23 protein-coding genes are annotated in these 17,698 nt (G+C 35.2%); all 23 read left to right on the plus strand.

Translation table 11 applies throughout. The features are described from left to right. The first annotated feature begins 88 nt into the window (after positions 1-88). A complete protein-coding gene (locus B9L23_RS08360) occupies positions 89-1,729 on the plus strand; it encodes an FAD-dependent thymidylate synthase (RefSeq protein WP_089097326.1) in 1,641 nt (546 codons plus the stop codon). 4 nt (positions 1,730-1,733) lie between these two features. Then, complete coding sequence (locus B9L23_RS08365; RefSeq protein WP_089097327.1) at positions 1,734-2,012, plus strand: hypothetical protein; 279 nt, start codon at positions 1,734-1,736, stop codon at positions 2,010-2,012. A gap of 31 nt (positions 2,013-2,043) precedes the next feature. Further along, on the plus strand, positions 2,044-2,283 hold the full coding sequence (locus B9L23_RS08370) for a hypothetical protein (protein WP_089097328.1): 240 nt from the start codon (positions 2,044-2,046) through the stop codon (positions 2,281-2,283). Between the two features lie 22 nt (positions 2,284-2,305). Continuing rightward, positions 2,306-2,491: a hypothetical protein gene (locus tag B9L23_RS08375; RefSeq protein WP_089097329.1), complete on the plus strand. Its 186-nt coding sequence runs from the start codon at positions 2,306-2,308 to the stop codon at positions 2,489-2,491. A gap of 53 nt (positions 2,492-2,544) precedes the next feature. Then, the gene (locus B9L23_RS08380; RefSeq protein WP_089097330.1) at positions 2,545-2,760 is read left to right on the plus strand and encodes a hypothetical protein; all 216 of its coding nucleotides are present in this window, start codon (positions 2,545-2,547) and stop codon (positions 2,758-2,760) included. A 21-nt stretch (positions 2,761-2,781) separates the two neighbouring features. Beyond that, positions 2,782-3,153 carry a hypothetical protein gene (locus B9L23_RS08385; protein ID WP_089097331.1) on the plus strand — a complete coding sequence of 124 codons (372 nt, stop codon included), beginning with the start codon at positions 2,782-2,784 and terminating at the stop codon, positions 3,151-3,153. A gap of 18 nt (positions 3,154-3,171) precedes the next feature. After that, positions 3,172-3,975, plus strand: a complete 804-nt coding sequence (locus tag B9L23_RS08390; protein ID WP_089097332.1) for an ATP-dependent helicase — start codon at positions 3,172-3,174, stop codon at positions 3,973-3,975. A gap of 249 nt (positions 3,976-4,224) precedes the next feature. Beyond that, entirely contained in the window at positions 4,225-5,496 is a 1,272-nt protein-coding gene (locus B9L23_RS08395; RefSeq protein ID WP_169712541.1) for an ATP-dependent helicase, read from the plus strand. A gap of 88 nt (positions 5,497-5,584) precedes the next feature. Next, a complete protein-coding gene (locus B9L23_RS08400; RefSeq protein WP_089097334.1) occupies positions 5,585-6,589 on the plus strand; it encodes a winged helix-turn-helix domain-containing protein in 1,005 nt (334 codons plus the stop codon). A gap of 68 nt (positions 6,590-6,657) precedes the next feature. Further along, complete coding sequence (locus tag B9L23_RS08405) at positions 6,658-8,022, plus strand: DNA primase (protein ID WP_089097335.1); 1,365 nt, start codon at positions 6,658-6,660, stop codon at positions 8,020-8,022. 44 nt (positions 8,023-8,066) lie between these two features. Further along, complete coding sequence (locus tag B9L23_RS08410; protein ID WP_089097336.1) at positions 8,067-8,306, plus strand: hypothetical protein; 240 nt, start codon at positions 8,067-8,069, stop codon at positions 8,304-8,306. A gap of 12 nt (positions 8,307-8,318) precedes the next feature. Continuing rightward, positions 8,319-9,017, plus strand: coding sequence for a hypothetical protein (locus tag B9L23_RS08415; RefSeq protein ID WP_089097337.1), 699 nt, complete (start codon positions 8,319-8,321; stop codon positions 9,015-9,017). 95 nt (positions 9,018-9,112) lie between these two features. Then, a complete protein-coding gene (locus B9L23_RS08420) occupies positions 9,113-9,562 on the plus strand; it encodes a hypothetical protein (RefSeq protein ID WP_089097338.1) in 450 nt (149 codons plus the stop codon). Positions 9,563-9,668: 106 nt separating this feature from the next. Then, on the plus strand, positions 9,669-10,070 hold the full coding sequence (locus B9L23_RS08425) for a hypothetical protein (protein ID WP_089097339.1): 402 nt from the start codon (positions 9,669-9,671) through the stop codon (positions 10,068-10,070). A gap of 23 nt (positions 10,071-10,093) precedes the next feature. Continuing rightward, positions 10,094-11,353 (plus strand): DUF6094 domain-containing protein, encoded by a 1,260-nt coding sequence (locus B9L23_RS08430; RefSeq protein WP_089097340.1) that lies wholly within the window; start codon positions 10,094-10,096, stop codon positions 11,351-11,353. 14 nt (positions 11,354-11,367) lie between these two features. Beyond that, a complete protein-coding gene (locus B9L23_RS08435) occupies positions 11,368-14,661 on the plus strand; it encodes a DEAD/DEAH box helicase (protein ID WP_089097341.1) in 3,294 nt (1,097 codons plus the stop codon). 41 nt (positions 14,662-14,702) lie between these two features. Beyond that, a complete protein-coding gene (locus tag B9L23_RS08440; RefSeq protein ID WP_089097342.1) occupies positions 14,703-14,999 on the plus strand; it encodes a hypothetical protein in 297 nt (98 codons plus the stop codon). Next, positions 14,996-15,172, plus strand: a complete 177-nt coding sequence (locus B9L23_RS20410) for a hypothetical protein (protein ID WP_169712542.1) — start codon at positions 14,996-14,998, stop codon at positions 15,170-15,172. Before B9L23_RS08440 ends, B9L23_RS20410 begins: the two co-directional genes overlap by 4 nt. Before the next feature lie 14 nt (positions 15,173-15,186). Further along, positions 15,187-15,537 carry a hypothetical protein gene (locus B9L23_RS08445; RefSeq protein WP_089097343.1) on the plus strand — a complete coding sequence of 117 codons (351 nt, stop codon included), beginning with the start codon at positions 15,187-15,189 and terminating at the stop codon, positions 15,535-15,537. A 36-nt stretch (positions 15,538-15,573) separates the two neighbouring features. Further along, positions 15,574-16,881 (plus strand): DNA polymerase III subunit beta, encoded by a 1,308-nt coding sequence (gene dnaN, locus B9L23_RS08450; protein ID WP_089097344.1) that lies wholly within the window; start codon positions 15,574-15,576, stop codon positions 16,879-16,881. 4 nt (positions 16,882-16,885) lie between these two features. Next, a complete protein-coding gene (locus B9L23_RS08455; RefSeq protein WP_089097345.1) occupies positions 16,886-17,080 on the plus strand; it encodes a hypothetical protein in 195 nt (64 codons plus the stop codon). After that, the gene (locus B9L23_RS08460; RefSeq protein ID WP_245842324.1) at positions 17,077-17,307 is read left to right on the plus strand and encodes a hypothetical protein; all 231 of its coding nucleotides are present in this window, start codon (positions 17,077-17,079) and stop codon (positions 17,305-17,307) included. Before B9L23_RS08455 ends, B9L23_RS08460 begins: the two co-directional genes overlap by 4 nt. Positions 17,308-17,335: 28 nt before the next feature. Then, positions 17,336-17,689, plus strand: coding sequence for a DUF7736 domain-containing protein (locus tag B9L23_RS08465; protein WP_089097346.1), 354 nt, complete (start codon positions 17,336-17,338; stop codon positions 17,687-17,689). Positions 17,690-17,698: the final 9 nt, after the last annotated feature.

Raw genomic sequence — 17,698 nt, forward strand, 5'->3', positions numbered from 1 at the left:
CTCTCCCTTTATCCCCCCACATGCTTTATCCTTCTCTGTTCATTGGGATGGGAGAATACATAAGAAATCATTAAAGGAGTGAGGAATATTGGCAACAACAGAGAAAGAGGTAGTGGAACAACATGAAGAAACAAAGTCAAAAAATCGGAATCGCAAGCAAAGTAGCTCTAAAGCAACTGGATCAAAAAAAGAATCTTCGAAAAGTGCCGAATTGGAAAAATCCACGAAAGAAGTAGATATTTCTCCATATGTTTCGAATGTAGATGGTAACATTTATGCGATTACAGGATTGCCGGAAGAATTTATTGCAACATTATTTGCCTGGGTGTCACGATCACCAAAATCATTTAAAGAACATTTGCGTCAAGCGTTAGCAGAAGAAGATTTATCGATTGTAGGTGCTGCAAAAGAATTTCCGAAGCTGGATGAAAAAGCGAAAAAGTTTCATGAAAAATGGACAGTTGGGTATGGTCATTCCAGTGTGGCTGAACACGCAAAGGCACATATCGGTATTGAAAAAGTGTCAAGACTTGCAAGTTCAGAATTGGAACTTAGCAATACATTCTTATCAATTACAGAATACTCTCAACGATATCAGAAACCAAAACGTGGAGATTGGCATAATCCATTTATTAATTTGAAAGGCAAAAAAGAAGCTGGATTGGCTGATAAAGTTGAAGAATTCTTTAATAAAGCATTTGATAATTTTGAATTACTTATTGAAGGTGTTTATACGCATTTAAAGAAACAATTTGTATTTTCTGATGAATATAAAGAACTTGAAGCGAAAGATGATACAAAAGCTATTGATAGAAAATTAACTGCTTTAGAAAAACTGGCATTTGAAGATGCTCGCTATGTATTGCCATTGGCTATGTATACACAACTAGGAATGACAGCAAATGGTCGTGCATGGCGAGATGGTTTGGCCAAACTCGGTGTTTCTGATTATCCAGAAGTTCGTGAAATGGCTGAGCAAATTCGCACAGAAATTTCGAAAGTATTGCCAGTGCTATTGCGTCATGCTACACCATCGGATTATCAAAAGTATGTTGCGAAGAAAGCAAAAACATTATTCAAACCAGCATTTCCAGTTGAAGAACGTCAACCAAGAGTGCGTATTATAAATATCGATTCAGAAGAAAAAGCATTGAATGAAGTATATGCTTTATGGCGATTAAAGTATTGTAATGAATCATATCAGCAAGCATATCAAATAGCAATAAGAACACCAAGAGAAGAAAAAGAACAAGTAGTTCGAGAACTATTGCATAATATGCAACACTTTGATACACCGCCAGAAGAATTCCATCAAGTGAAATACACAGTGGAATTCTTGGTATCTGAAGCCAACTGGCATCAATTGCTTCGCCATAATCGCAAAACATACTTTACTTGGAATCGTCCAACACCATACTTCGGTATTACGATTCCACCAAGAATTCAAGAGGCCGGATTAAGCCATCTTGTAGAAGAAATCGCTGCGTTGTCCCAAGAAATGTATGAAACCATTTTAGATTCAGGTTATCCTGAATTAGCGGATTATGTTGTCATCAATGCTCATCATCGTCGTGTAGTAGCAAACTTTGATTTATGGGAAGCTTATCATTTGATCAATTTGCGTACAAGTGAAGAAGCACAATGGGATATTCGACAAACATTTGAACAGCTCTATCAACAATTATTGCAATTACATCCAGTTTTGATTTCACAAGCTAAAAGGAGGTGAAACAATGACATTGTCTACTCTACAAAATTTGCAGGATTGTTATGAAGCCGCTTTGAAAAATAATGCTTCGTATATTGGAATAGCGGTTCGTATTCCAAACATTGATGGCGCAGAAGTAATTATCAATAAGACATCAAATTTTGAGGAGAAAATGAACTATTATCAAAAAGCCTATGATGAGAATTTAAAACTGAAATCAAATCCAGATATTCAAATTGTAGCATTTGCTTCTGGTAATTCGTTTGATGATATCGAAAAGCACTTAAAATTGATATTACAGTAAAAGTTATAAAAATCAAAGAGGGGGAATCTTCATGACACTCAATAAAACAAAAGAAGAATTAATTCAACTTTGTGATGAAATGATTCCAGGAATTGTGTCTTATCATGCTTCTCAAATTTCTTTACAAACAAAGGAATTAACTTACGATTATAAAGATAAAACTCCTTCAGATGAAGATATTAAATTTGTATTAGTATTTACTTTAGATGACATGAAAGCTCTTTGTTCAACATTGAAAGAAAAATTTACAAGCGAAAGTAAAATAGAATAATATTTCTTGGAAGGTGATTGATATGCCAAATATAGGTAAAATGCAAGAAGTTTTTGAAAAAGCATTAGAGAAATATGAATCCGCAGAAAAACGTTATCTAAACCAAATAGCGGGTAATGGTGTTCGTGACTTGTATCATGAATACAAAGTTATTGAGCAAGCCAAAACGGCTTTGCGAAAAGAATTTGAAGCGGCAAAAAATTCATAATGGGCCACATTTTGTGGCCCACTTTTCCATACATACATAAAGGGGGGCCGTCCATGCTCAAACAAAAACAGAGAAATAAATTGAAACGATATGTAATTCCAGTGCAATGGATGATGTCTGATGAAATTGAAGTAGAAGCATATTCATTGGAAGAAGCAAAAGAAATTGTAAAACAAATGCCATTAACACAAGGAGAGTATATAGATGACAGTTTTAAAATTAACGAAGATTTATTGCTGATACTGAATCCTCATGTATTAGATGAATGATGTTGAATGGAGGTTAATCATATGCTTATTCCAATGAGTGTAACAGACTTTCGGCCTTACGTTGAGCAAAAAATTAAACGATTAAGAAAAGAAATTGAACAGTATGATAATAAAATGCAACAAGAATATATACAGTATGAAAACGAAACAAATAAGTATTATTCAAAACCATGGTTTATTCGCTTATTTATGCGTGCTCCTAAAAATCCAAGATTAAGTATATTTTCAGATACATTTTTTCTTGAAAGTAAATTATCGCAGAAGAAATCAGAATTAGAGTTATTGGAGCAAGTTTTATTATCTTTATCAGAGAGAGAAAAAATATATATTTCCGAACGAGATATTGAATATTTTGGTATTAATGCTGAAAAATTAAACAGTGAAAATAAGTAATAAGGAGTGTATACATAAATGCAATCAACTCTTGAAATGCCAAAAGGAGTTAATGTGTTTCAAGTTGCTCAAATGTTGGCAGAATTAAATGATCAGCAACGTGAAGCGGCCATGACCATTGATGGTCGTGTATTAGTGATCGCCGGCGCCGGATCAGGAAAGACAAAGACACTGACTACACGAATTGCAAATATGATGGCTAATGGTGTCAAGCCTGGGAGCATCTTTTGTGCTACATTTACAAATAAAGCAGCTCGTGAAATGAAAGAACGATTGGCTAAAGTAGTTGGCGAAGATATGGCCAATCAAGTATGGATGGGAACATTTCACAGCTTGTGTGTGCGTATTTTGCGTAAACATGGACATTTGCTTGGTTATGAAAAAGATCAGAATGGCCGCTGTAAATTTGCCATTTATGATTCTTATGATGCGCTTAAACTTATTGAACGTATTTATAAAATCATGAATCTAGGTGAAAAATATAAACCTGGATTAGCCATGCATTACATTGATCAAGCAAAGAATAAGTTGTATACACCAGAATATTGTTTATATAACCAGGCTGAAACAGAAACTGAACAAGTTATGGCTCAAGTTTATGACCGATATCAACGGATGTTAAAAGAAGCTAACGCAATGGATTTTGGCGATCTCATTATGAATACTATTACTTTATTGGATGAGTTTCCGGAAGTAGCAGAATATTGGCAAAACAAATTTGAATATATCCTTTGTGATGAGTATCAAGATACAAATCCTGCTCAATTTCAATTATTAGTGAAATTAGCAGAACCTCAATTTAATATCTTTGTCGTGGGTTAGTCATTAGCTCACGTTAAACTCGGTGAACCTGTACTTGCAGGGTGTGGCGTGAGAAAACACGCTGCTAACGGTGGAACCCCAAACCGTAAAGGTCGGTGGGCAACACCGTGCCAAGCCCACATGCCATGTCGTGAGATACGCATGTTGGGAAGGTGTAACGACCACCCGTTATGGGGTAGGGGAAAGGTGAAACTCCTTTCCTCGAAGCGCCGAGCACCTGAAAAAGGTGAAGAGATGGTCTCGTCTACTGTGAAAGCAGTAGAGAGAGTGTTTCCGCTTGAGGAACACTCCAAGACAACGGATGATTATCAGTCCATATATAAGTTTCGTGGTAGCGATATTGGAATCATTTTAAGCTTTAAACATCATTTTGATCCATGTAAAGTCATCAAATTAGAACAAAATTATCGTTCTGTTGGCAATGTTGTTGAAGCGGGAAATGCGTTAATGTCACACAATACAAATCAAATGGAGAAGACATTGCGAACCGATAAAGAACCGGGAGAGCCAATTCAGATTGTAGAATTGGAAAATGAATATCAAGAAGCGGCTTATATTGGAGCTGCCATGAAGCAACTAGTCATGAGTGGCAAATATCAATGGGGAGATTTTGCGATTTTGTATCGAAATGGTTTTCAGTCTGCTCCATTTGAACAAATCTTTGTTCACAACTTCATTCCATTTAAAGTGTTTGGTGGAACAAGCTTTTTCGAGCGAGAAGAGATCAAAGATTTAACATCTTATTTACGTGTAATCTATAACCGAAAAGATGATGCCGCTATGCTGCGGATTTTAAATAAACCATCTCGTGGTATTGGAGAAGCTTCTCAAGAACATATTGAAGCATATGCAAATGAGCACAATGTAAGTGTCTATCGTGCATTGAAAAGTGTACGTGATATTCCGACTATCAAGAAAGCAGTAGCAGGGAAAATTCAAACGTTCTTAGATACATTAGATCACTTTGAAGAAGAATTACAAAAAGGACGTTCTTTGTCTTCGTATGTACGATATGTATTAGAGCATTCCGGTTTGATGAAAATGTATCGAGAACGTGCGACAAAAGAAAAAAATGGTCATGAGCGTTTAGATAACTTGGAGGAATTCTTACGATTGGTTTCTCAATATGAATCTGAAAACCCAGATAAAACGTTAGAGGAATTTATGCAAGAAATGTCTTTGGTTTCTGATTATCAAGAAGAAACAAAAGAACAATCCAATGTGGTACGCTTAATGACAATTCACGCTAGTAAAGGTCTTGAGTTCCCGGTTGTATTTGTAGTGGGATGCAACGAGAATATCTTCCCTTCTTGGAGAAGCCAAGCTCCTGAAGATATTGAGGAAGAGCGGCGTCTTGCTTATGTAGCAATTACCAGAGCAAAAGAACGATTGTATTTGACTCATGTAAGACAACGTTCACGATTAGATGGTAAAGGCATTCAAATGTATCAGCCCTCTCGATTCTTAGATGAAATTCCTGAAAATTTATCGAAAAAGTTAAAGATTTCAGGTGCAAAGTGATGATTTTCCCTTGTTTCTTACGTATAATAGAAATAGAATATGGTTATACATGATAATAAGAAACAAGGGAATGGAGAGGAGCTTTATTATGAATGCACCTGCTAAGAAAGTAATGAAAGAAGATGTTTATGAATATATAAAAGACTTAGTGAAACAAAATGGAACAGATGAAATTCAATTATCTGCATCACAAATATCAAAGCATTTTAATATTAGTATTCCTACTGCTCATTATCATATTACAAACTTAGTCAATGATGGCTCATTAATCCCTCTTCCAAAGCGAGGCAAACACAATACAAAATATTATAAAGTAAAAGAAGTTTCTGATTCTAAATCTTCATCTACCAAGTTATTTAATCTGAATGAAATTGAAAAGTTTAAAAAAGAGTTAGAAAGAACACTAAAACAGACTACAAAGGATTTATCTTCTCATGTTGCTGATCAAACAAATACTGCAAATTCTGATCATCAAGAGGATAAGAATCAGAAACAAGAAAAAGAAGAGAAGGAGCAACATGTATCGATTCCTGAAACAGAAGAAACAAAAGAACCTGTATCTGTTGCCCATGAAGAAATACCAGATTTTCCGAAACTTCATTCTGTTACTGAGCCATTATTAGAAGAAAAACCATTAACATTAGATGAGCGAATTGAGCGTTTCTTAAAAGAATCTAAAAACGTTGCAAGTGCTGAACAATTGTTGACAAGGGAAGATCGTGAAGTATTAGCTGTAATGAATGAAACCATTCAACAGAATATTGTTTATTTAAAAGACTTATCTGAACAATTATCGACTATTCAAAATAAAAAACTGATTCAAGAATTGATTGATGAGCGTAACCGGTTATTAGAACAGATCAAACGTTTAAATGAACAAAATGAATTATTACAACAACAGCTAAAAGATACACAAGAGAAGCATCAATTAGATCCTCAACGTCTGCGGATTATGCAACAGAATATTATTCATTTTGTAGATACATGGTTAGATCAACCAAACCATGCTTTAGCATTAGGACGCAGACAATTCCGAGAAACACTTGTAAAACATATTAATGACATATTTCGTTATGTTTTAGGATTAGAATAAGGCGTGCAATATGGCTTAGCACGCCTGTCGGCGTGCTTTGGGAAGTAAAAGGAGGTGCATATATCTATATGGGTCGTTATTATCCGCCAGAGTTTTTAGAGGAGTTAAAGATGAAAGCTAACTTGGTGGATATTGCTTCACAGTACACCGAGGTGCGACGTATTGGATATAATTATTTGGCCAAATGTCCATTTCATGATGACCATCATCCAAGCATGCAAATTAAACCAGAGACTAATACATTTTATTGTCATGCTTGTGGTGCTGGTTCATCAAATCATAGTAAAGTAAATTCTTCTGATGTCATTAGTTTTGTACAGCACGTAAATCAATTTACTTTTCCTCAAGCGGTGGAGTATCTCGCTTCTTTAACGAATACACCGCTTCCTGCAATGAATCCTCAAGAACAACAAAAACAATATCGTTACCAGCAATGGGTATCCTTGTGTGAACAAGCAGCGAATGAGTTTCACGAGCAGATTAAGACTAATGAAAAAGCTTTATCTTATTTGTCTAGTCGTGGTTTTACACATTTAGAGATTGAAATCTGGAAACTTGGTTATGCAAAAGAAATTCCACATGAAATCTTTTCTAATTTGAAAAATCGTATTGTTTTTCCAATTTATGATATTTATGATAATATTATTGGATTCGCTGGCCGTGTTCCATTTTCAAAAGAAATATTAGAAGTACTTAATCAAGAACGAAAACAAGAGGGAAAACCTGAAATTGTGAAATATGTTAATCTGAAAAATACAGAGCATTTTGTAAAAGGACATCATTTATATGGCATACATATTGCTAAAGATTACATTCGCCAATGGAGAACGGCCATTGTTACTGAAGGTTATACAGATGTGATTAGTTTGCATCGAAGTGGTGCGCAACATACAGTATCAACAATGGGTACTGCTTTGACAGAACATCAAGCTCGCTTGCTAAAACAAGCGGGTGCAGAAAAAGTTATCTTGATGAGAGATGCAGATGAAGCAGGCTTGATTGCTTCTGAAAGGGATGCAAAAGTATTAGAAAAAGTAGGGTTGCAAACTTTTATTGTGCCGCTTCCAGAAGGCATGGATCCTGATGATTTATGCTGGCATTATGGATTATGGAATGAAGGGTTAAGCAAATACATTCATAAGCATATGCAATCCATTGAACAATGGAAAATCAATCGTATTTATAAGCAAACACAAGATGAAATACTATATCATTATACAATGATTAATCATTTTCAAACGGATCGTTTACAGAAAGTAATTGAAGTATTAGCAACAATTGATGATCCAATTCAATTGGATATATTTATACGCCAAGTTTCTGAATTATTTGTTGTTTCTTATGATGCTATCAAAGAGAAGTTAAATCTTTATAAAGCGAAGAATCAGCGATCACAAAAAAATATCATTCCATTTCATCGAAAAGTAGTTTGATAGTCTTGTCAATCTTCAAGAAAAATGAAAGGATGTGTTCGTATATGGCAAAAGTGCGCATTGTTCCAAAAGAGGATATGGAAGTATTGAATAAATATTTGTCTGGAGAAGATGCAATTGTATTAATTCCTGAAGAATTTGCAAAAGATCATGATATTGAACATCTTGACGGAACAACAAATAATTATTATTCATATACGGGTGAACCTGATTTGTTTGTTGATATTGTTAATCACGATGAGCATACTTTTATGAATTATCTCAACTCCGAAAAAGAAGAATAAGGAGAGGATAAAATGGCTTTTAACAAAAATACAAAGGGATATAATAACTTTGACTTATCAAAATACGAAACAGTAAAAGAACGGAAAGTGCGTTTACGAAAAGATTATCCAAATAGTGTTATTTTTCCGATTCAATTGTCAGACGCTTCACATTCATCCAGCTATGTGTTAATGGGAGCCTTGATTTGGAAAGACAAATCTGTTTTTGAGCAATTAGAACCAGCCGTATTAGAGAAAGTAGCAGAATTAGCGCAAAAAGCAACACCAAGCAATGTTGGCATTATTATGACGACAATCGGTATTTTAACAAAAGCAGATGGAGTAGGACATTCATTATCAATTGCTGGCGGTTATGGCGCCGATAAGAATGCTTGGGTGGAAAACGCAGAAGAATCAGCGGTTGGCCGTGCATTAGATAATATGGGCTATCATTCTGGATCTTGCTCCAGAGAAGAAATGGAGAAAGTTCAGCATGTAGAACAAGCAAGAAATAGTCGTGAAGGACTTGAACAGGAAATTAATCAAATGATGATTTCCTTAACACAAGCGGGAGTTCAACCACAATATATTTATCAAATCGTATCTCAAACTCTTCGCCCATTCAATACATTAAACGAATTGGCTGTTCATGAATTAGAAAAGCTTAAAGAAATTTTACAAACACAATTAAATCAAATAAAGAATGGAACACCGACAGCAGCTAATCAGTAATTTTATTAAAAAATATTTTTTATTAAAATATTTACCCCACAATTCCATTTCGTTTATAATGTAATTATGAAGTGAATTGTGGGGAGGTCGTGATAATGCCAAGTGCAAAAGATTTAATGCGGTTAGCCCATCAACAAAAGAAATTGCAAGATGTAAAGATAAATGCATCTACAATTGCAGCTGAACCGAAATCTGAGTCTAAACAAATAGAGACGACTGTTGTTGCGAAGTCAAAAGAAAACAACATCTCAACGAACTCATTGTCATCTTCTGCAAAGAAAATTGCAAGAACGGATATATCATCAGAAGTATATGGTATTAGTGCGTGGAAATCAAACTTTGATTTGCACAATAAAGAGTTGGTAGAATTTATTCGTAATTTTTCTGCTAACAATCAGTTAAACGGAGGATGCGCTATTACTAAGTCTCAATTAATTGAAGTCATTTTAGATGTTATGTATTATGATGTTGGATTAGAACCAATCGGTTTCCAAAGTGTTCAAGAATTAAGATCATATATACAAGAAAAAATAAAAACGCAATAAAAATAAAGAAAACAGGAGCAAATTGGAGATTATATTGACCAATTTGCTCCTGTTATTATATTATTGATTTGTATTGTGTTACATTTTTATTTAAGGAGGTGAAAAAATGGAGTTAGTGAGTGCTTATTTAATCAATCGTCCGCCATTTTTATTAACAGACATTGAACCGAGACGAACGTTTCCTGCGTTAAAAATGAATGATTGGTATTTGGATTTGCGAGCAACAGATCGATTTAAAATTTTTCACAAGCGTATTCTCCTGAATGATCAATGGTATCGAGTTGTCATTCGATTTCAACAAAATGAACGAGGTACATATGATTTGAATCTTCCTATTCCTTTTATCATTACAGAAAGCGTTACAGAAGATGGAGTGTTCTTTACAGATACTAAGGTATATCATGGGAAAAAGCTTGGAAACGCAATTGCATACTTACATAATGGTGTTCCTGCTGAATTAATTCAAATGATTTATCTGGAATTAAAAGACATATTGGTATATAACTGATTACAAAAATGGAGGGATGATGAGTGTATCCACGTTATATTAACGAACCGCTATCCGAATATGCCACAGTAGCATTATCTACATATTTGAAATTCCCAGAAGATCAGCCAATTACTGCATTAGATTTTCGTTGTCATGATGGTCGTTTTTTATACAATTTAACAAAAAGGCACCAAGGGGAAACTTATCTATTTGGAGTCGATGAAAACAGTTTTTATGTGCAAACTGCTCGTGAAAAATATAAATACCATAAGGTGTTTCAAGCTTCTTATAAAGCAGAAGGCAAAATGTCCAAGGAGGCTTTTTCATTAGTAGTTGTTCATCCTATAATTGAATATGCTTTGCTGGATGAGCTATTTAGTGTAGTAGATCCTTTTGTGGAACCTAACTTTGAAGAAGAAGAACGGCAACGATTGTTAGCGCAACAAGCAATGGATAATCAAATTGATTTTGGAGAAGAAGGGTTATCCGAAGAGGCAATTCAAAAACGAAATGAAGAATTTGAAAAGAAATTACAAAAAGCAGTCAAAGAAAGACGAATTGCGTTTCGTCGTGCATTAAGAGAGCAAGAAAGACGAATGATGTCTTTGCGTTACGATTATTTCTTGTTGACAAGAGCAACTGAGCGTTTGATGCCAAATGGCATTTTAGTAATGATTACTCCAAAAGAATTGATTGATCAAGCTATTACTACAAGATTGGTGAATTATTATGAGGATATTCGAATTTACCGGCTAGATGATGATGAATATGAGCATTATCGAAAATGTATTATCCTAGCGAGAAAGAAAGCAAAGAAAACAGAAGAAGATAAATCAAAAGCGATTTTATTAGCAGAAACGAAATTAACTCCTTATAAAGAAATCCCTGTATTAGAAATTCAATCAGAACCATTATATACAGTACCATCTCAATCCATCGAAGCAATTGATGTCTTCCGCATTGGTCCTGTTACTGCTTCAGAAGCATTAACAATGCTAAAACGATCTTCGTTAATTGAGAACTATCAGAATACATATACACAAACATTGACGCAAGAAGATCCTGTAACTCCAACGCCTCTACATAAAGGACATATCATGCTTTTATTAACTAGTGGATTGCTAAATGGATATATCGGAAAAGGACCAGATCAGCATTTAGTGAAAGGCACCGCATTGAAAATGACAAAACAAACAATAGAAGAAGATGAACAAGGGATTCAGACATTAAAAGAGCGGGAGTATTATCACATTTCGGTTAAGTATTTGGATCGTAATGGTGTGTTTCATCAATTAATGTAAAGGAGGTCGTTACTGTGAAACACTGCCCTGATTTACATAAGATTGAATTATATGGTCCACGAGGAATTGGTGATAAAGAAGCTTATTGCGACTTAATTGTATTAGATCGCAGAGGTACGGTTTATTTGGTTAGTGTAATTGGTGCCAAAGCAGATGTAGATCAAATTGCTTCATTAATGCAAGATGGTAAAGTTGGGCGGCTTGTTCCACCGCCTAATAACGAACGAACAGGAGAAGTATTAAGACGCACTATTTACGCACATAACAAGAAGAATTCTTATGATGAATATCAAACAAAAATTGATGATCTCGTTCATTTATTAATTGTATCAAAAGCAGCGCAACCTTCAACAAAAGAACGTCAACAATGGGAATTAGAAGAAAGAAAACGTCTGGATGCAGGAGAAGATCCATCACCGCTGCCGGATGAATTTGCAGAATTAATCTTGGCCTGGGATGGAGATTATAAAACGCAAATCTACAAAGTGTTATATGATCGTTATGCAACACCAATGCTTCCAGAATGGAAAGATTACATCGTAGATCAATTAATCGAAAAGAATTTATATCAACCATTAGATGTTTATACATTTGGATCCAATTATCAATTGGAAGCTGGTTTATTAAAAGTAACAGAATTTCAATTAGAGGACATCATTTCCGAAGGCATTGCTTCTTATGAATTGGATTTTGCCATTATGGAAGATGGTCGAGTACAGGGAGTATTAGATCAATGCGAAACACTAGATGATTATTTAACTCACTTTGCTGGTGAGTTGGGCGAACGAATCCAAGAAAACATTCGTGTTCGTTTTGATCCACAAAGAGATAAACATCATCCAGCGTTTTATGATGTAAACTTGCATGCAAATCAACAAGGGATTACCGGTTTATTTCCTCCGCAAGCAGATGCAGTCATGGGTGTAGCTAACACACTAAAAGAAGATAAATACTGCTTTATCATCGGAGAAATGGGAACCGGAAAAACGGCGATGGGAGCCGTTGCGCCTTACATTGCTCAAGCAGTAATCCATAATACTCGATATCCAAAACCATATCGAGCATTAGTTTTCTGTCCAGCAATTATGGTGGAAAAATGGAAGCGTGAAATCAAAGAGCGAATTCCAAATTGTGAAGTATATGAAATCAAACACTGGACAGATGTATTGAAACTAAAAGAAAAGCCATATCGTCCAGAGAAAATTGAGTACTACGTCATGAGTAGCGAATTGCCGAAACATACATATCCAAAAGCACCAATTAAAGATTGGAGATATGGTGGGAAAGATTTAGAAGCGCAAAAGGCTTTATATGAAAAACAACTTGTGGAAGCGGCAAAAGAAGGAACTGCGCTGCCGAAAGCTCCTCGCTTCCGCTTTCAAAAAGTGGAATACCATCGTCCATATGGATCTACTCATGTAGAATTGCGAATGAGTGAAACAGGTTTTCATTGTCCATCTTGTGGAGGTTTATTAACTGCAGAACGTGGAAAAGCGGCAGACATCCACTTCTTTGAACAAAAAGTAGGGAAGAAATGGCAAAATAAAATCAAAGCTGTAAACTATGTATGCAATAATACAGTAAAAACAAAGTATCTGCCAAAACACCGAGTCATTGATCCAACGAAAGAAGAGCAGCCATGCGGTTTTGTGTTATGGCAACCAGAACAGTTGCCGTTAGATTCTAAGCAACGCAAGATTTCTCCAGCATGGGCAATCAATAAATTCTTGCGTCGAGGTTTCTTTACTTACTTGATTGCTGACGAAGTACATGAGTATAAATCTGGAGATTCCGCTGTTGGTCAAGCTCTTGGTCAGTTAATTAATCATACAGAAAAGCAAATTTTATTAACCGGCACTTTGATCGGCGGAATGGCTTCAGACATTTTCTATCTGTTAGCTCGATTGGATGCAAAGAAACTTCGTAAAGAAAGCATTACGTATAAAGATGAAAACTTATTTGTCAAACGTTATGGCGTATTTGAAAAGAAATTTAAAGAAAATGATCAAGGTCAAATGAGAGCAGCAGGGCAAAATAAACGCCCTGGTATATCTCCACATTTATTTCCGTTGTATTTAATGAGTAATTGCGTATTCCTAGAATTAGCGGATCTTGGATATGCATTGCCTCCATATGAGGAAATTCCAGTATTTGTTCCTATGAATGATGAACATCAAAGAAATTATGATCAATTAGAAGAAGAGATTGGAAATAAGATGCGGCAAAATTCCTTCTTTGGTGGAATGAAATATGTTTCTACTTACATTAATGCGATGTATCAATATGCAGATACACCATGGAATTTTCCATCTGAATTAACTATGTTAGATGATAATGGAAAAGAATTTGTTGTTGCAAGACCGGTTAATATGGATCCAAATACTTTTACGCCACCTAAATTTATCGAACTAACAAAAATTCTAGAGAAGGAAGTCAAAGAAGAAAAACGAAAAGTATTGATTTATGTGAAGTACACAGGAGCTAGTGCGTTTAATCAAGTGGATGCATATCTGTATGATAAACTAAAAGCTCTTGGATATAATGTAGGCATTCTTCGTTCTTCCGGCTCTTATGATGGTATTAAAATGCCAGCTAATTCGAAAGATCGAGAACAATGGTTGAAAGATATGATGAAACAACATGATTGGGATGTATTGATTACCAATCCAAGACTAGTAAAAGTAGGATTGGATTTGTTACAGTTCCCGACCATTGTGTATTATCAAATGGATTACAGCTGCTATGATTACATGCAATCATCAAGACGAAGCTGGCGAATCAAGCAAACACAACCAGTTCGTGTATATACCATGGTGTATCAAAATACAATTCAATCTGATGTATTAGAGATTATTGCGAAGAAGATTGACGCCGCATTGGCGATGCAAGGTAAATTCTCTGAAGAAGGATTGCGAGCCATGTCTGAATCTGATGATGGTATGAATGCGTTGGCGAAGAAATTGCTTGGAGAAGGGAAATTAGATAACTTTGAAACGATTCATGAACGTTTCCAACGCATGAATCAATCTTATGAACAAATGCAACAAGCTAAATATGAGGATTATGAACATTATGAAGTGAATCCGATTGAAGGCGGATTAGAAACTGTCATGAAGATTGCCAAAGGTATTATTTCGAGTGTAACAGAGCAATCTGATTCTTCTATCATGACACCAGATGAATTAATTGCGTATATGGAACGCTTTGATGAAATGATTAAAGTCATTGAGGATGCTAAATCCTTCAACAAAGGCGTGAAGAAATCGGAGAAAGTAGTAGAGGGGCAAATTGCATTGGCTTTGTTCTGATGCCCCTCTTTGAAAACAACAATGGAGAGGAGTTATGATATATGCCTCAATTAGTGAAAATGCCTCCATTTCCAGAAGTGACAAAAGAAAACGTCACCGATGCATTGTTGCAATGGTATTATTCATTAGGTTGGAATGAAAAAGCCACGATTGATCCGAAAAAGATTAAGATTCATCAAGAAGATTGGAATCGTATTTGTCGTCAGTATATTGATGCAGAAGGGCCTAAAGGTGGATTTTTCTTTATGAATTATGGTCCCGCCGCTGATGAATCCGTAAAGCAAGGTTATATGATTTTGGAAGAAGGATGGATGGAAGAAGGAGTGACAATCGTATGAGCAATCAATTGTATAAAGTGTATTTGCAGCATAAAAGCGAAGGGTATGAATTGGCTTGGTATGTAGAAGCTGTTGGAGATTGTACCGCCTACTTGCAAGCGTTAGAAAAGACAAAAAAGGCAGGCTTCGATACAGATTTATTTGTGCTTAACAATATAGAATGTTGCTCATAATAGGAGGGAATAAGATGAGTTTTGCAGTTGTCTTGTTTGAAATTAACGATCAAAAGTTAAAAGAACAGGGGTATCAATTTGACACTGAATTAAATTGGCTGGTGGATTCAGGTATTTTTGCAAAGGCTATTTATCCTATTCCTAATGAATTGAAAGATCTAGATGCTATTGAAGTGTTATGGTTAATGCGTCAAGTAGAAGAAAATTTAAGATGTTTTGAAGAAGAGGGAAAGATTGAAAAAACAACTAATGAGCTAATTATTGAATTGGTAAAAGAAATTTATAATGATCATGAAAGTGTTGATCAAGATATAGCATGGCGAGTAGAAAATTATTTAAAGCAAAAAGGGATTATTAACGAATAATAACAAATACATACCTGTGAATGGAGGGTGTAACATATGACAACAGCATTAGTGGAAAAAGAAATTTTAGAAATCAATGAACAAGTGGAAGAACAATTAAAAGTAGTAATGACATTGGATATTCAAACGGACGTGCTTCGTCAATTAGTAAGTCGAGTAGAACGTGCTACTGCAAAAACCACTACGATTCCAATTATGCAAGGTATTTATATGCATATTACATCAGATCGCATTACTGCTCGTGCGATGAATAGCAACTATGGTGTAGAAGTGACAGTACAGCGAGATGAGAAAGGAAAGAATTTTACAGTAGTAGATGGGGTAGAAGCAAGTGTTGTTTTTGCTGATAAACGATTTGTTTCGATTGTGAATTCGCTACCAAGAAAAACAACTCGCATGGTTATTGAAGATAAGAAAGTAATATTAAAGTCAGGACGTGCAGAATTTCGCTTTAATGTGTTGCTAGGTGATGAGTTTCCAAAATTCCCTCGTCTGAAAGATACAGTTTCATTCAAAATTGATCCAACCGTGTTAAGCCGATTGTATGACAAAACGGTGTATGCTACATCTTCTAGTGAAACTCGGCCGGCATTGACTGGCGTTCATCATGTGGTGAAAGATAAAGTATTTCGATTAGAAGCAACAGATGCATTACGTTTAGCATACATTGAACATGATTTACATGCAGATGTATCAGAGATCGATGCAATTGTTCCTGCATCAACAATTAACGAAGTGATGAAGCACTTGAAAGATGCTGGCCATGTTACTGTTTATTTCTCGGAAAATCATTTGATATATGAAATGGATGATTCCAAAATTTATACTCGTTTAATTGGTCAAAACTATCCAGATATTCAACGATTAATTCCAACAAATTGTGTAACAGAAATTCAATTAAAAGCGGAAGATTTATCAGAAATGCTAAAGCATGCAAATATTATGAATCCAAATGATCCGGTTATCTTAAAGATTCGCCCTCAAGATAAACAATTCCGTTTAATGTCAAAAGAAAATGAAAACGGCGTTCTTGTTGAAGACTTGTTATTGATCAATGGAGAAGGCGATAACATTCAACTTGCGGTAAGTCCAAAATTATTGAAAGATTCGATTGATCGTTATCCAAAAGGTTCAGTCATTCGTTTGCAATTCTTGCATATGCATAAACCGATTGTAATTCGGCCGCTAAATGATGATAAACAAAATCTTGATTTAGTATTACCGGTAAGAATGCCAACATTAAATCCAAATGATGAAGTTATTATTGAAGACTTCAAAGCAGACGTTCAGTTAGATATATATAAACAATCTGAAGAAGAAGTAGAAGCAGGTAAGGAGGAATAACAAGATGATTCAACTATTATGTGAAGCTGTAGCGGAAAAACTTTATGTTGGCGATCCGGTATCTTTGCCGGATGGCCAATATCTCTATAAAAATTACATCTATGTTGTGGAAAATGGGGTATTAGCACATATCTTTTCTGCATTAACCGATGAAAATCAATTGTCATTAGAACTTGAAAAAGAGGTGGTTTTAGTATGATGGGCATGACTATTGATCGAGCTATCTTTATTACGAATACATTTGCAACTGCATATCCAGAAGCTCATACTCAGTTATGGAAACAATTTATCAAAGAAGTCCCTGCTTCTAAAAGATCCGGTCATTATGGGGCTGACAATATTGCTTATGTGAATTGGCTCAAGAAAAAGAACCCACCTGAGTTTCAGGAGTTTATCAAAAATCATATTAACGTCAAAACATTATAATATTTCTTATTATTGAGGCGATTTCTTTATGGCTAAACAATTTCATATCGGCGATGTATTATCCATAACAACAGGCAAGCTGGTTTCGTTAAGACATATGGAAGGCATCTATGACATATTAAACTACATGACAGGTGATAATTTGTTTACTCATCAGTTGCCAAGAGCTGCCGAAGAATGCAAGCCATACTTATTAGAACAATTTCCATTTTTGAAAGACATTACAGGCGATGATGTTACTGTGGAAAATTGGAAAGATTGGCTTAATGATAAAGTACAGAAATTTGGCGAAACACTTATGGTAGAACCATTGCCGGAAGGAGTTTATGAATTTAAAAATCCCATTTTAGAGGCTGTTGAAATGATGAATTTTAATGTCTAGATTTTTGTG

This window comes from Parageobacillus galactosidasius, from assembly GCF_002217735.1.
Classification (GTDB): Bacteria; Bacillota; Bacilli; order Bacillales; family Anoxybacillaceae; genus Parageobacillus_B; species Parageobacillus_B toebii.

Coding starts and splice junctions, on each gene's coding strand:
- B9L23_RS08365 (WP_089097327.1), top strand. CDS start 1,734: ATGACATTGTCTACTCTACAAAATTTGCAGGATTGTTATGAAGCCGCT.
- B9L23_RS08370 (WP_089097328.1), top strand. CDS start 2,044: ATGACACTCAATAAAACAAAAGAAGAATTAATTCAACTTTGTGATGAA.
- B9L23_RS08375 (WP_089097329.1), top strand. CDS start 2,306: ATGCCAAATATAGGTAAAATGCAAGAAGTTTTTGAAAAAGCATTAGAG.
- B9L23_RS08380 (WP_089097330.1), top strand. CDS start 2,545: ATGCTCAAACAAAAACAGAGAAATAAATTGAAACGATATGTAATTCCA.
- B9L23_RS08385 (WP_089097331.1), top strand. CDS start 2,782: ATGCTTATTCCAATGAGTGTAACAGACTTTCGGCCTTACGTTGAGCAA.
- B9L23_RS08390 (WP_089097332.1), top strand. CDS start 3,172: ATGCAATCAACTCTTGAAATGCCAAAAGGAGTTAATGTGTTTCAAGTT.
- B9L23_RS08400 (WP_089097334.1), top strand. CDS start 5,585: ATGAATGCACCTGCTAAGAAAGTAATGAAAGAAGATGTTTATGAATAT.
- B9L23_RS08405 (WP_089097335.1), top strand. CDS start 6,658: ATGGGTCGTTATTATCCGCCAGAGTTTTTAGAGGAGTTAAAGATGAAA.
- B9L23_RS08410 (WP_089097336.1), top strand. CDS start 8,067: ATGGCAAAAGTGCGCATTGTTCCAAAAGAGGATATGGAAGTATTGAAT.
- B9L23_RS08415 (WP_089097337.1), top strand. CDS start 8,319: ATGGCTTTTAACAAAAATACAAAGGGATATAATAACTTTGACTTATCA.
- B9L23_RS08420 (WP_089097338.1), top strand. CDS start 9,113: ATGCCAAGTGCAAAAGATTTAATGCGGTTAGCCCATCAACAAAAGAAA.
- B9L23_RS08425 (WP_089097339.1), top strand. CDS start 9,669: ATGGAGTTAGTGAGTGCTTATTTAATCAATCGTCCGCCATTTTTATTA.
- B9L23_RS08440 (WP_089097342.1), top strand. CDS start 14,703: ATGCCTCAATTAGTGAAAATGCCTCCATTTCCAGAAGTGACAAAAGAA.
- B9L23_RS20410 (WP_169712542.1), top strand. CDS start 14,996: ATGAGCAATCAATTGTATAAAGTGTATTTGCAGCATAAAAGCGAAGGG.
- B9L23_RS08445 (WP_089097343.1), top strand. CDS start 15,187: ATGAGTTTTGCAGTTGTCTTGTTTGAAATTAACGATCAAAAGTTAAAA.
- dnaN (WP_089097344.1), top strand. CDS start 15,574: ATGACAACAGCATTAGTGGAAAAAGAAATTTTAGAAATCAATGAACAA.
- B9L23_RS08455 (WP_089097345.1), top strand. CDS start 16,886: ATGATTCAACTATTATGTGAAGCTGTAGCGGAAAAACTTTATGTTGGC.
- B9L23_RS08460 (WP_245842324.1), top strand. CDS start 17,077: ATGATGGGCATGACTATTGATCGAGCTATCTTTATTACGAATACATTT.
- B9L23_RS08465 (WP_089097346.1), top strand. CDS start 17,336: ATGGCTAAACAATTTCATATCGGCGATGTATTATCCATAACAACAGGC.